The organism is Nitrospirota bacterium, assembly GCA_040755395.1.
Taxonomy (GTDB): Bacteria; Nitrospirota; Nitrospiria; order Nitrospirales; family Nitrospiraceae; genus DATLZU01.
Map to the genome: position 1 here is coordinate 116367 of JBFMAX010000002.1, position 13816 is coordinate 130182.

12 protein-coding genes are annotated in these 13816 nt (G+C 60.5%); 11 read left to right on the top strand and 1 reads right to left on the bottom strand.

Annotated elements, in window-relative coordinates:
• Positions 1-82 precede the first annotated feature (82 nt).
• From AB1555_04590 to AB1555_04615, 6 genes are all read left to right on the top strand, one after another.
• Positions 83-820, top strand: a complete 738-nt coding sequence (locus AB1555_04590; GenBank protein MEW6245971.1) for a WbqC family protein — start codon at positions 83-85, stop codon at positions 818-820.
• Positions 817-1479 (top strand): PIG-L deacetylase family protein, encoded by a 663-nt coding sequence (locus AB1555_04595; GenBank protein MEW6245972.1) that lies wholly within the window; start codon positions 817-819, stop codon positions 1477-1479. Before AB1555_04590 ends, AB1555_04595 begins: the two co-directional genes overlap by 4 nt.
• Positions 1476-2555: a DegT/DnrJ/EryC1/StrS family aminotransferase gene (locus AB1555_04600; protein ID MEW6245973.1), complete on the top strand. Its 1080-nt coding sequence runs from the start codon at positions 1476-1478 to the stop codon at positions 2553-2555. Before AB1555_04595 ends, AB1555_04600 begins: the two co-directional genes overlap by 4 nt.
• Entirely contained in the window at positions 2552-3718 is a 1167-nt protein-coding gene (locus AB1555_04605) for an MraY family glycosyltransferase (GenBank protein MEW6245974.1), read from the top strand. The genes AB1555_04600 and AB1555_04605 overlap by 4 nt, the downstream gene beginning before the upstream one ends.
• 140 nt (positions 3719-3858) lie before the next feature.
• Positions 3859-4905, top strand: a complete 1047-nt coding sequence (gene mtnA / locus AB1555_04610) for an S-methyl-5-thioribose-1-phosphate isomerase (GenBank protein ID MEW6245975.1) — start codon at positions 3859-3861, stop codon at positions 4903-4905.
• A 239-nt stretch (positions 4906-5144) separates the two neighbouring features.
• Positions 5145-6533, top strand: coding sequence for a CapA family protein (locus AB1555_04615; protein ID MEW6245976.1), 1389 nt, complete (start codon positions 5145-5147; stop codon positions 6531-6533).
• Positions 6534-6891: 358 nt separating this feature from the next.
• Here AB1555_04615 and AB1555_04620 read toward each other — a convergent pair whose 3' ends face one another.
• Complete coding sequence (locus AB1555_04620) at positions 6892-8253, bottom strand: outer membrane protein transport protein (GenBank protein MEW6245977.1); 1362 nt, start codon at positions 8251-8253, stop codon at positions 6892-6894.
• A 532-nt stretch (positions 8254-8785) separates the two neighbouring features.
• On the opposite strand from AB1555_04620, the gene AB1555_04625 reads away from it, so the two are divergent.
• The 5 genes from AB1555_04625 to lpdA all read left to right on the top strand — a co-directional run bounded on the left by AB1555_04625 (position 8786) and on the right by lpdA (position 13687).
• Entirely contained in the window at positions 8786-9592 is an 807-nt protein-coding gene (locus tag AB1555_04625; protein ID MEW6245978.1) for an outer membrane protein transport protein, read from the top strand.
• 188 nt (positions 9593-9780) lie between these two features.
• Positions 9781-10203 carry a nucleoside-diphosphate kinase gene (gene ndk / locus AB1555_04630; GenBank protein MEW6245979.1) on the top strand — a complete coding sequence of 141 codons (423 nt, stop codon included), beginning with the start codon at positions 9781-9783 and terminating at the stop codon, positions 10201-10203.
• 96 nt (positions 10204-10299) lie between these two features.
• Positions 10300-11727 (top strand): tetratricopeptide repeat protein, encoded by a 1428-nt coding sequence (locus AB1555_04635; protein ID MEW6245980.1) that lies wholly within the window; start codon positions 10300-10302, stop codon positions 11725-11727.
• A 70-nt stretch (positions 11728-11797) separates the two neighbouring features.
• A complete protein-coding gene (gcvH, locus tag AB1555_04640) occupies positions 11798-12199 on the top strand; it encodes a glycine cleavage system protein GcvH (GenBank protein MEW6245981.1) in 402 nt (133 codons plus the stop codon).
• 60 nt (positions 12200-12259) lie between these two features.
• On the top strand, positions 12260-13687 hold the full coding sequence (gene lpdA / locus AB1555_04645; GenBank protein MEW6245982.1) for a dihydrolipoyl dehydrogenase: 1428 nt from the start codon (positions 12260-12262) through the stop codon (positions 13685-13687).
• The last annotated feature ends 129 nt before the right edge of the window (positions 13688-13816 follow it).

Consider the following 13816-nt stretch of genomic DNA (forward strand, 5'->3'; position numbering starts at 1 on the left):
TTGGTAATTGGAAGAGTGAAGAGAAAACATGACGTTGATTCCTCTCAATCACCAATCACTCAATCACTAATCACTGACTCTTATGCGCGTCGCCATTCATCAGCCGCAGTTTCTGCCCTGGCTGGGGTATCTGGATAAGATCGACCAGGCCGACGTCTTCGTGGCGCTGGACACCGTCCAGTTCAAGAAGAACGAGTGGCAGAACCGGAACCGGATCCGGACCGCCGACGGCTGGCAGTGGCTCACGGTGCCGGTGCGGCACCGCTTCGGCCAGCGCGTGGCGGACGTGCGGATCGACCAGACGAGTCATTGGCGAGACCGGCATCTGCGGGCGCTCGCCATCCATTACGCGAAGGCGCCGTATCGCGAGCGATACTGGGACGAGCTGTGCGCGCTCTACCGGCGGCCGTGGGAGCGCTTGATCGATCTCAACCTCGAGATCGTGCGGTGGCTCATGCGGGCGTTCGGCATCACGACGCCGATTCGGTTGGCGTCGGAGTGGAACCTCCGCGAGGAGCCGACCGACCGGCTGATCGACATTTGCCGGGCGGTCGGCGCCAAACAGTATCTGTGCGGGACCGGCGCCGACGCCTATCTGGACCGGGCGCGATTCGAAGCGTCCGGGGTCGAGCTGGAGATGCAGCGGTTTCGGCATCCGATCTACCGGCAGTGCTACGAGCCCTTCGTGCTCGGCCTGTCGGCGATCGATTTGCTGTTCGCGTGTGGAGACGCGGCGCTCGCGCATTTGCGGGCGGCCAGGAGCCTGTCCGACGAGGCTTCCCCGGCGGCGCGACAGGCGGGAGAGAGGGAGCAGAGATGAAGCGAGCGGCGAAGCCGACGGCCAACGGCCGGTCTCCGATGCGCATTTTGGCGCTGGGCGCTCACCCGGACGACATCGAAGCCGGATGCGGCGGCGCATTGATCAAGTATGCCCAGAACGGACATCGCATTTTTCTGATGGTGATGACGCTGGGCGAGCAGGGAGCGCCGGCCGAAATCCGCAAGCGCGAGCAGGAGGCGGCGGCGAAACGGCTGCGCGCGGAGAAGCTCTATTGGGGCGGCTACCCGGACACCCAGGTGCCGATGGGCCGCGACCTGATCCAGAAAGTCGAAGAAGTGGTGAGGGAAGTAGACCCCCACTTCATCTTCGTCCACTATCACGACGACACGCATCAGGATCACCGGCACCTGGCGATCAGCACGATCACGGCCACGCGCTACACCAAGAACGTGCTGTTTTACGAAGGGCCGACGACGCAGAATTTCGCTCCGACGGTCTTCGTGGACGTCGACCAGGTGCTGGAGGAGAAGATCGCGGCGATCGAGGCGCATGCGTCCCAAGTCAAGAAAACCAACATCGAGGGGTTGAGCATCGTGGACATCATTCGATCATCATCCCACTTCCGGGGCATTCAAGGACGCGTGAGGAACGCCGAGGGATTTTTGCCACTCCGCCTGTTCATCAATATCGAAGCATGACCGCGGTCTCGACAGGCATTCCCCATTCCAGGCCGTTTCTGGGCGAAGAAGAACGGGCGGCCGCCGACGACGTGCTGCGGACGGGCCAGGTGGCGCAAGGCCCCTGCGTCGAACGGTTTGAGTCCAGCCTTGCGGCGTGGCTGGGGGTGCGGGGCGGCGTCGCCGTCAGTTCGGGGACGGTCGCCTTGGAGTTGGCGCTCATGGCCGTCGGGGTCGCCCCGGGCGATGAGGTCATCATCCCGAGCTATGTCTGCGCCGCCGTCTGGCTGGCGGTGCAGCGGGTCGGCGCGAGGCCCCGGCTGGCGGACATCGATCTAGAAACCTACAACATTGATCCGGATGAGGTGGCACAGGCAGTCACGGCCAAAACCCGGGCGATCGTCGTTCCGCATCTCTTTGGATTGCCAGCCGACCTGACGCGGTTGCAGGCGCTCGGGGTGCCGCTGATCGAGGATTGCGCGCAGACCTTGGGCGCGCTCGAATCCGGCCGACCGGTCGCCGCGGTCGGCGTCGCGGCGGTCTGCTCGTTCTACGCGACGAAATTGCTGTGCACGGGCGAAGGCGGGATGGTGGTGTCGAACGATGGCGCGTTGCTGGAATACGTGCGGTCGCTCCGCCAACATGACGACGGGCCCATGTTGAACCCCTCGTCGTCGAACCGCAAAATGACCGACCTCCAGGCCGCGATCGGTCTGTGTCAGGTGAATCGGCTGGCGATGTTCTTGCAGCGACGCGCGGAGATCGCGGCGCGCTACCGGGCGGCGCTGGCGCAGATGCCGCTGGTGTTGCCCGTGGTCCCGGCCGGCCGGACCCATGTTTACTATCGGTTTGTGGTCCGACTCCCCCGAGTGCCGCGGGGTCCGGATTCCTTGGCCGCGCAGATCATGCGGCTGAATGCCCGCGGCCTCCAGTGCCGGCGGCCGGTGTTCCGGCCGCTGCATCACTACCTCGAACTGGACGGGTTTCCGGCCAGCGAGGAGGCGGATCGCACCGCTCTCTCGATCCCGATCTATCCGTCGATGACCGATGACGAGGTTGCGCGAACGATCCACATTCTCGGCGAGGAGTTGGCATGAAGACGCTGGACGCCCACGCCGTTCCCGATCTGTGCCGGGTGAATGGGCGTTGGCTCACATTGCCCGGGCTCGGCGCCACGCTGGGTGTCCTGGTGTTGCTGATTCCCTGGGTACGCGACCTCTTCGTCGTGCAGGGCCTGCGCTGGCTCTATATCCTGCTGGTCGCCTTCTTGGGAGCCGGCGCGGTGACGCCGGTGATGGTGCAGCTCGGGCATGCCTGGGGATGGGTCGATCAGCCGTCGGAGAGGAAGATCCATCTCCAGCCGACGCCCCGGCTCGGCGGCCTCGCAATTTATGCCGGCTTCGTCGGGTCGGTGCTGATGAATTCGATCCTGCCGGACTGGATGGCGGCGATCTTCATTTCGGGGACCATGTTGCTGGTCGTCGGCCTTCTCGACGACCTTCGGGAACTCCCGGCCGGGATGAAGCTGGCCGCCCAACTCGTCGCCGCCGCGATCGTCATTGCCGGCGGAAACGTGCTGACGCTGTTCCCGCAAGGTCCGATGGGAGATGCGGGCAACGCCGCGTTGAGCCTGCTCTGGATCATCGGCATCACCAACGCCTTCAATTTCTTCGACGGCATGGACGGGCTGGCGACCGGGCTGGCGATCCTCATGGCGGGGTTCATGGGCGTCGTGGCGTTCGAGACGGACCAGCCGGGTCTCGGGTGGTTGGCGATCGCGATCATCGGCTCGGGCTTGGGGTTTTTCCCCTACAATTTCCGGATGAAGAAGCCGGCCGCCATTTTCCTGGGGGACGGCGGGTCCACGTTTTTGGGCTTCACGCTCGCCTGTCTCGCCGTGAAAGGGAATTGGGCGGATAACAACCCCATCGTGTCGTTCAGCAATCCGCTGTTGATCTTCGGCGTGCTGATTTACGACATGATCCACATCACCGTCGAACGGGTCGCGACGGGAAAAGTCACGTCGGTGCGCGAATGGCTGGAATATGTCGGGACGGACCATCTGCACCATCGTTTGGAACGGGCTCTCGGGAGCCGGAAGGCGAGCGTATTGATGATCTTTGCGCTGACCATCTGTCTCGGCCTGGCCGCGCTGGCCCTGCGCAATGCTGGAACCATCGAGGCCATCATCCTCTTGACCCAAGCCTGTCTGATCGTCATCATGGTCACCATCTTGGAGCTCTCCGGCCGGCGTGCGTGAGCCGGAAGCTCTCAGCCGTCAGCGATCAGCCGTCAGCACACCCGCCGGCCCTCCCCCTTAGTTGAGGCAGGAGGGGGTTAACTGCTGGCTGAACGCTGAGAACTGACGGCTAAGTTGATGGATCAATCAAGGGATCCGCGATGGTTCCCACAGTCGAATGGAAAGACGGGGCGGTGCGGCTGCTGGATCAGAGCCGGCTGCCGGAGGCCGTCGAGTTTCTGGAGTGCCGCGACTATCGGGCGGTAGCCAGGGCGATCACAGAACTGAAAGTCAGAGGCGCGCCGGCGATCGGCGTGACCGCGGCGATGGGCGTCGCATTAGGCGCCCAATCGGTCCCGGCGACGGACCCCGGCGAGTTCGCCAAAGCGGTGTCGGCGATCTGCGACCAACTCGCGGCGACCAGGCCTACCGCGGTGAACCTCTTTTGGGCTGTCGAACGAATGAAGCGGAAGCTGGCTGAGCTGCGGGACCGTCCGTTGACGGAGATCAAACGCGCGCTGGTCGAAGAGGCGCAGCGGATCTCTGACGAAGACGTGGCGCTGTGCAAGGCCATAGGGCACCATGGCGCCGCATTGATCAAAGACGGCCAGACGATCCTGACCCATTGCAACGCCGGCGCGCTGGCGACTGCCGGCTACGGGACGGCGCTGGGCGTAATCCGGGCGGCGTGGGAGCAGGGGAAAAAGATCCACGTGATTGCGGATGAGACCAGGCCGGTCCTCCAGGGCGCGCGACTGACCGCCTGGGAGCTCATGCAGGACAAGATCCCTGTCACGCTGATCACCGACAACATGGCCGGCGCGCTGATGCGGCAGGGCAAGATTCATCTCTGCGTGGTCGGGGCCGACCGGATCGCGGCCAACGGCGACGTCGCCAACAAGATCGGGACGTACTCCGTGGCGGTGCTCGCCAAAGCGCACGGTATCCCGTTCTACGTCGCGGCGCCGTACTCCACCATCGATCTTGCCACGCAGTCCGGCGACCGAATTCCGATCGAGCAACGTCACCCGCAAGAAGTCCTCTCGATTCACGGGAGTCATCCCATCGCCCCGGCTGGCGTGGAGGTGCTCAATCCCGCGTTCGACGTGACCCCCGCCGAGTACATCACCGCCATCATCACCGAGCGGGGCGTGTTTGAGCCCACGGAACTTATCGAACAATTTAGTGTTCTAAAACGAAACGTATAGCCGCCGAAAAAGTACCTCCTTTTTGTCTCTTCTCTCTAGCGCAACCAATTTACGGGTGACTTATTAAAAACTCAAGTTAGTTGGCGTACTATGGGTGGGGGGAATAATTGACATCTCACCGCACCTTCAGTTACAAACGGTCCCCTGCCTATGTATCGTAAATCATGACGATATTCTCACCGCCGAGGCCAATGAGCCTTTCCCGTACTGTCCGAGGGGGTTATCGCTGAAGGACGAGCATGTCTAAAGATTTTGTAGCTACACCCGCAGATGCCGTAAAAACTTCCGGCTGGTTTCGATTCTTGCTGCAGGCCGTATGCAAGTTGGCGGAGATTTTCAAGTATTGGGATAAGCCGTCCACGAGGGCGGCGACTGCATTCGAGGAAATGACATTGCTTGACAAGGTGTACTGGGTCTACAAATGCGCACACCCGGTAATTCGTCCAGAGCCGGGCACCAACGTCGACGCTCCGTGTGGCACCGAAAGCGCGATTCAATTACCGGAGGGCTTTGAAAAGGAAAGCTCGATCACCCTGGCCGCAGTGGGGGATTTGATTCCGAGCGGCCAGGTGGAACACTCAAAGGATGTTTTGTACGAGCATGTCGCCGACGTGATCTTCAACAGTACGATTTCCTATGCGAGCCTCGAATCTCCGCTCACTACGCAGGAGTTGAAAGAAGAAGTTATCAGCGATAAGGAAAGCCCGATCGAGTGTTGTTCGACGGAGCAGTTCGAAGTGATGAAAGGTTACAAAAGCAAGCGCTTTACGGTCATCCACACCGCCTCCAATCACATGTTCGATATGGGAGCAGAAGGTGTTCAAACGACTCTCGATCGGTTCGAGCGGGACGGCATTGTTGACATTGGCACGAATCGCGATCGATCCCAATATGGCAAGGGGAGGATACTTGAAAGAAACGGAATCAAAATTGGATTCGTTTCCGCGGCCTTCGGACTGAACGGCAGAAATCCGGCGCCGGACCAAGCGTATCTGATCAATGTTGCGAAACTGCTACCGAAGCGGGGAGCCCCCGACCTGTCGCTTCTGAAACAGCAGATCGAACATTGCCAAGAGCAACGAAGTGATGTGATCATCGCGTCTCTGCATTGGGGCTATGAATTCGAGTTCTTTCCTCGCAAGCGCCAGATTGAAATCGCGCATACCTTAGTCGAATGGGGTGTCGATGCGCTGATTGCTCATCATCCCCATGTGATCCAGCCAGTGGAGTATTACCGAACGCAACGCGATCCGGACAGGGTCGCGGTCATTGCGTACTCACTTGGAAGCCTAATCTGGTCATACACCGCCCCGCATCTTGTGTTGAGTGCTATCCTGAACCTGTCGTTCGCCAAGGGAAAGTATCGGGGCAAGTCGATAACTTTCATCGAAACCGCTTCTGTTACGCCGGTCTATCGTTCTCACACCCGGAACGGCGACCGGACCCTGACCAGAATTGAGAAGCTGGATAACTGCATGGGGCCGCAGGAAAACAACGAGAAGATGCAATACCTTGCCCAGATCCGGTACTACGCGGAGCTTGTGCTCGGTGGCAAGATGACAGGAATGCAATCTGCCTTGCGGCGGAGATCTCATACCACCGGTGTTCTTGGGGGAAGAGTAGGCTAAGAGGGAGATCCAATACCTCCAATGATCTAGAACATCCTTGGCGTTTTTGTGCTCCGTGATCTTCTGGCAAGCAACTCTCAATCGCCGAACGCAGCATGGTGCGATCGTGGTAAGCCGTTTCAAAAACCTTCTTCCAACGTTGCCAAGCCGGTATGTCAGTATGTCAGTCGGAACCAGATGTCTTGTCGGAGTAATTCCTGGGGATGGAATGAGGAAAGGCTCACGAGGTTCACGAGGTCGGATAATGAATGGATAGGTCGCGAGTCGAAGGATTCCCAGAGGCGTATCGTTTGGACCTAAGCAAACTTAAGTCCATAATCAGCTCTCGCTCTGCAGGAGGACTAATTTAAAAGGCGGATTAGAAGAGTAGATTGAGGTTGAAAGTCCCAATATGAGACCAGAGTCGATATGTGCCGTCGACGGTGGGATTTCTATTACCTATAACAGAGCGTGCTTCATGAATCCACGATAGATAAGCAACCGAGGTTCCAATGGCCTTCGGGACGTACCATTGATCCTTGGTCCCTCCACAGGGAATGAGCCCAAGAAAATGACCGCCTGCTCGACAGAGGAAGCCGGTACCAAGAGTAATAGCATGAATATTAAAAGTTGGGGCAGCAGGAGTAAATGTACTATCCGGGCCTGGACCTTCTGTATAAATATACCCACCCCGCATGGCAACTTCCCAATTGGGTAGAGAGTCCAGACGCAACCACTTGTATTCCGTACCGAGCATGAAGACAGAGCTGTTGCGCCAGTTTTGTGGTTGAAGGAGCGATCCGCCTGTCGATAAGTGGGCATCGAGGGTTCGGAATGATTTCCACCCTACGTAATCGACATCGAACTCGAGCTTCCATTCATGGTCAAGGTCCCGCACCGGCCAGAGGGCGATAGCAAGAGTAAACGTTTGCGGAAGTGTGGCAGGAATCCTGGTATCAGCCACCACGGCTCCGTTCACGAGGAATTGACCTTTTAACTCTGTCGTGACCTGACTTCTATATTGCAGGCCTACATTTACAAGAGGCTTCCCGTCTTGATTGCGGAACGGAGTGTAAAGGAGACTCAGATTAAAACCTGCCGCTGTTCGGTTACCATTGACTTCGACCGGCGTGCCGGCGGGAATGCCTCCTCCCCCAGGCCAGTTGAATTTTTGTTCGAGGTGGCCTTCCCCGATGAAGCTGGCGAAAGTATAAATATCGGCCCCGACACCGACGGAAAGTTGATCATTTATTTGATGAGCCACTGTGGGTTTAATGTCCAAGAGAGGGAGGGCAGACGATGTGACAGCCGTTTGAAATGGGCCATCAAGGGGATAACGTGTCTGAAGCGCATATGGGGTCGTGAGCCCAAGACCAATGACGGTGTTGCCCACATGGCGGAATCCTAGGTCTCGAAGATTGGCCGTAAAGTAAGATTGAGTTGGGAAAGGCCAAGCGATACTGCCGCCGAAATCCCCTCGGGTGTTGACGCCGGCTGGACTCGTAAACTTGACGGATCCTCCAACCAAGTTTGTATTGAATAACATCTGGATGCCAGAAAGTTGGGTCATCCCGGCAGGGTTGTAATGAATGGCGGATGCATCATCGGCCTGAGCCGCAAAGGCGTTGCCTTGTCCGGACGCGGTGGCGTTTTGTGGTTGCAAACGGAATGCTTGTGCGTTGACCCAAGAAGGAGTGCTAACTGTCAGTATCAAACAGATTAGACTTGTCAGCCAGCGCATTAGGCGAAAGCCCTTCTATGAACCAAGAATCGTAGGGGAGCAACGGTATGTGGTTGAGCTAAGACTTGTCCAGGGCCTAGAAGACAAAAGGCACTAGAACCTATCTCAAAGTTGCTCGAGCAACATGATGATGCGAGTGAGTTCCATAAACACTAGGAAGTTTGACGCGTAGTTTCCCAGCGAATCAGCAAGCGCCGTTTCCATGTTCATCGCGCAATCGAAGCACGCGCAGCTTTATACGTACCTCTCATGAGACTGTCAACAGTTTTGAGATAGGTTCTACTGTCTTAGTTTTTGGCTCCTGGCCATTGATAACAAGGCGGTTTGGCGGTCCTGTCGCCGTTCGGGACCACATATAAGTATCCGGACAGCGCGCCGTTCGCCACGGCGATCACCCGCATCGCACTGGAACTCACAGACATCAAGCCGACGATCGTGTACAGGATTTCTTATCAGCTCTCGGTGGGAGTCGGCGCGGAGATCTACACATTCCTGCTGTTCTGCGGTGAATCTCAAGCAGAGGTTCAGTTTATTGCTTCGGGGGGTCCGGGTCTTCTTCCCGCCGGTACGAAGATGGAAATCAACGGAAAAAGACACTGCGGCGGGGTTCAAAGTCAGCCTCCTCTATGCGCCGTTTCGCAATACCGACGGGAAGCCGCTTGCCAACATCGGCGTGGTCTATCGCAGCCAGGCGACCCTGCACCTGGACGGCTCGTTGATGGCAAACGGGATGGTCCTTCAAGGCGCCAGCACGACCGTGCTGCTGCCGCAAATCCTCACCGGCGGGATCGCTCTGTGGCCGATTCGCGATCGAACCCGCGAGTGGAAGCTGGAGTTGGATGTGGACTACACGGGGTGGAAGTCGTTCCGCAACCTGGATGTGCGTCGGTCCGACGGCACGACCGTCCTGTTCCCCCAGAACTGGCGCAACGCCTTCATGGTGATGATCGGGACGGAGTACAAGTGGGTACGGCCCGCCGTGTTGCCCGACTGGGAAACGAGCCTTCGCGCCGGCTACTTGTTTCAGCAGACGCCGGTGCCCGACCGGTCGTTCAGCCCGACCTTGCCGGCGGACGCCGACAGCCACGGCCTGTCCATCGGGGCCGGGTTTCTCTGCACGGGAGGAGGGCGGTTCCTCGGCGCGGTCCCCTGCGGCGACGGCGCACGGAGTGCCTTCCTCCCCAACGCGATCGGGCTGGACGTCGCCTATCAAGCGATCCTCTATGAGCCCCGGACGGTCAGCGGCGCCGTGAACCCGTTTGCGACTCCCGGCGTCATTGACGGCCTCTATACGACCACGTTCCATATCGGCGCGATCAACCTTCGCCTGAACTTCTGATCGCCGACTTCGACCCGGAATTTCCGTCGTGTCACCTTGCCAGCGGCGTCCGGCCTTCTCTATAATGCCGCGCGACGTGAAGCCGGGCTCACTGCCGAACAGTCCTCATGAGCCTGCGGCTCAACTGACGGCTGACCGCTGATAGCCGGTTGCTGTTCCCAAACCGCGTTGGAGGAAAGCGGAGTCTCATGAGTGAACGGACCTTAGCGATCATCAAACCGGACGCGGTGAAAAAGCGCGTCATCGGCGATATTATCGGCCGGTACGAGAAAGCCGGCTTAACGCCGATCGCGATGCGCATGCTGCGCATGACCAAATCGACGGCCGAAGGGTTCTACGCCGTCCACAAGGCCCGCCCGTTTTTCGACAGCCTCTGCACGTTCATGTCCTCGGGGCCGGTGGTCGTGCTGGTCTTGTCGGGCGACGGCGCGATCAAAAAGCACCGGGACCTGATGGGCGCAACGGACCCGGCCAAGGCGGACAAGGGGACGATCCGGGCCGTCCACGGGACGAACATCGAGTCCAACGCCGTGCATGGATCCGACTCGCCCGAGACGGCTCGCTTCGAGATCGGGTATTTCTTTCCCGAGATGGATCTGATCGGGGAATGAGACATCGCTTCCCGGTCGGCGTTGTTACACCTCGTGCTCCGTCCGGTGCACGACATCGTGCCTTGCTCGCCACATCATTCATCCCGCCGAATGCGAATGGTTCTGTTCTCTTGGCTGTTGGCGGCCGCGCTCGTCGGAGCCGGCTGCACGGCCCGTTACCAGCCACCCTCCCGGCCGCCGGCGCGCTCCGCTGATCCGAGCCTCGAAGCGCAGACGCGGCTGCTGCACGAAGCGCAGGCGCACCACGCCCAGGCCCGGTATACGGCCGCCGTTCGTCTGCTGGAACGGTTCATCTCGACTTATCCCGGATCGCCGCACCTGGCGGAGGCGCGCTGGTGGTTGGCCCGTTCTTACGAGCAGCTCGGTGATGTGGACACCGCGCTCGTGCACTACCGTACCCTGGCCGCCGGCGCGACCGGCGTGCGCGAGGACAGTTACGAGGTGCGGGCGATGCGCCGCCTCGATGAACTGCGCCGAACCGGGAACCGGCCGGGGGCGGCTGCGGCGGCGCGCACCGCGTTGATGCTGTCTCCCGCCCGGCTTCCGCCTCTCGCCGACCTGGAACCGTGGATGCAGGGGCTCGTTCGCGCCGGCGTGACAACCTTGGTCTTGGAGGCGGTGACGGGCGACGGAACAACGCCTCCGGGTGTGTACTTCGACACGGGGTTGGCGCCCGTTCATCGCGATGTGTTCGGCCTGGTGCTGCCGATGGCCCGGCGAGCCGGGCTGTCTGTTTTCGCCGTATTTCCCCTTCAGCGGATGCCGTGGGTGGATTCCCAATCCGATTGGCTCAACGCCGTGTACGATCCGGCGGAACGACGGACTCGTCCGTCGGCGACCGTCGATCTGCTGAATCCGGCCGTGCAGGACAAGTTGGTCGGACTGGCGGCCGATCTCGCGCAAACCGGGGTCGAAGGCGTGCTGGTCCGTCTCAGTGAAGGGAAAGGCTTTTTCGCCGAATGCGGCGCCGCGGCGCGCAACCGCTTCGCCGCCGCCTTCGGCGCCGCGCCCGAGCCGGCGCACCTGTGTTCCGTCACCGGGCGAAGCCTCGAGGCGATGCCGCAGGAGTTTTGGCGGTGGGTCGGTTGGAAATCCCAAGAGCGCCTGCGGGTGCTTGAACGGATCAGAGAGGCGATGCGGCAGAAGCATCCGCACGTGGTCGTGGCGCTGGAGGTTCATCCGGAGGCGGCCGCCGATCCGCTCCGGGCGCTCATCGAGTACGGGGAGGACCTGATGAGCATCTCGCAACGCGGCTTCGACCTGGTCTTGACGATGCCCGCCGGTTCGACGGGCGCGGCATCGCACGGAGGATCAGACGAGTCTGCGGCGAACGGTCTGAATGCCTTCGCACGGTGGATGAGCGAGCGAGCGTTCGACCCGCGCCGTCTCTGGATCACGAACGTCGTCCAGATCCGGGACGCGCGTACGCTGGGGGAAGGTCTTCCCGATCCAGCGCATCGAGCGTTGCTGCCGGACGGTGTCAATCTCCTACACCGAGTGGAATCGGCCGGCGCCGTTCCTTGACAAGGCACCGCTGCAGCACTTACGATCACGCGACCGATTGGCGCGAGGGATGGAGATCAATTGAAGGAGAATTATGATCCCGACCGATCTTCGCTATCATCAGGAACATGAATGGATTCGCCTCAACGGCGCGCAGGGGACGATAGGGATCAGCCACTTTGCGCAGGATGCGTTGGGGGACATCGTCTTTATCGACCTGCCCAAGGTCGGGGCGACGGTCAAGGCCGGCCAACAAATCGGAGAGGTCGAGTCCACCAAGACGACGTCGACCATCTACACGCCCGTGAGCGGGACGATCGTCAAGGTCAACACCGAGCTCAAGGACCATCCCGAGACCGTCAATTCCGATCCCTACGGCAAGGGCTGGTTGGCGGTGATCGACTTGTCGGACCCGGCTGAAGTGGACAAGCTGATGACCGCCGCTCAGTATGAAGCCTTCCTCGCCTCCCAAAAGAAAGCGAATAGCGAGTAGCTGGCAGCGAATAGCTGCCCGACCTCTGAGCTATTAGCTGCTCGCTGCTCGCGACACGCTATGTCCATTCGGACGCACATCGCCATCGTCGGGGCCGGACCGGGCGGCTATGTCGCGGCCATCCGCGCCGCGCAACTGGGCGCGCGCGTGACCGTCGTCGAGAATCAGGCGTTGGGCGGGGTGTGTCTGAACTGGGGCTGCATTCCCAGCAAAGCGCTGCTCTCCGTCGTCGAACTGGGCGACAAGGTGAAAAAGGCGGACGAATTGGGACTGGTGCTTCACGGGCCGGTCGGCTACGACCTGGCCAAGATGGTGGCCCGCAAGAACAAGGTGGTATCCACCCTGGTGAAAGGCATTGCGACGCTGTTCAAGACCTGGGGCATCGAGCACCTGGACGGCACGGGCGAACTGCTCGATGAACGGACCATTCGCGTCGCCGGACGTGATGGGTCCGAGCGGCGGATGCAGGCGGACGCGGTCGTCGTCGCTACCGGGTCATCCTGGCCGAATGTGCCGCTCTTTCCGATCGACGGGCGACAGATCATCACCAGCAAGGAGGCGTTGGATCTGGAGACGATTCCCGGCCGATTGCTGATCATCGGCGCGGGCGTCGAGGGATGCGAGTTCGCGTCGTTGTACAGCGGTATGGGCACGCAGGTCACGATGGTGGAATTGATGCCGCGCATCCTGCCGCTGGAAGATGAAGAGGTGGCGTCCTTCATGGACCGCGAGTTGAAGAAGCGAAGCGTGGACATCCGCACGGGAACGACGGTCGAGAAAGTGGAGCGCCAGGCCGGGGCGGTCAAGGCGGTTTTGAAAGAGGGGGCCGAGATTGTCGCCGATCAGGTGCTGGTGTCCGTCGGGCGGGGGTTCAACTCCAAGGGCATCGGATTGGAGAAGGTTGGTGTCGAGCTGGGGACTCGCGGCGAGATCCGGGTCGACGACCGAATGGAGACCAATGTACGGGGGATCTTCGCGATCGGGGATGTGGTCGGTAAGGCCATGCTCGCCCATGTCGCTTCGGCCCAGGGCAAGGTGGCGGTCGAAAATATTCTCGGGCGCAGGCGGGAAATCGACTATCGCGTGATTCCGGCCGGCATCTTCACGCTGCCGGAGATCGGCCGTGTCGGGTTGACTGAACAGCAGGCGAGGGAGCAGGCGCGGGAACAAGGGCGTGACGCCGGGACTGCGGTCAAGGTCGGTCGATTCCGCTATGCCGGATTGGGGAAAGCGCAGGGCACGGGCGAGATCACGGGCATGTTCAAGGTGATCGCTGATGCACGGGACGGCAGCGTATTGGGGGTCCACATCGTCGGGGCGCACGCGGCCGATCTGGTGCATGAAGCGGCGTTGGCGATGCAACTGAAGGCAACGGCCACCCAGGTGGCGGAGATGATTCACGCTCACCCCACCTTGTCGGAAGGCATGATGGAAGCGATGGAGGATGTCGAGGGGCTGGCGATTCATTTAGCGAGAAAACGAATGTGACCCCCTCCCTTGCCCTCCCCATCATCCGTTGCTTTGACCCATTGCAACGAGGAGCAATGGGTGCCCAGAGCAACGGGTACCCGGGGGAGGGTTGGAAGTGGGCGCTGACGGCTGCAAACAGACGACTGA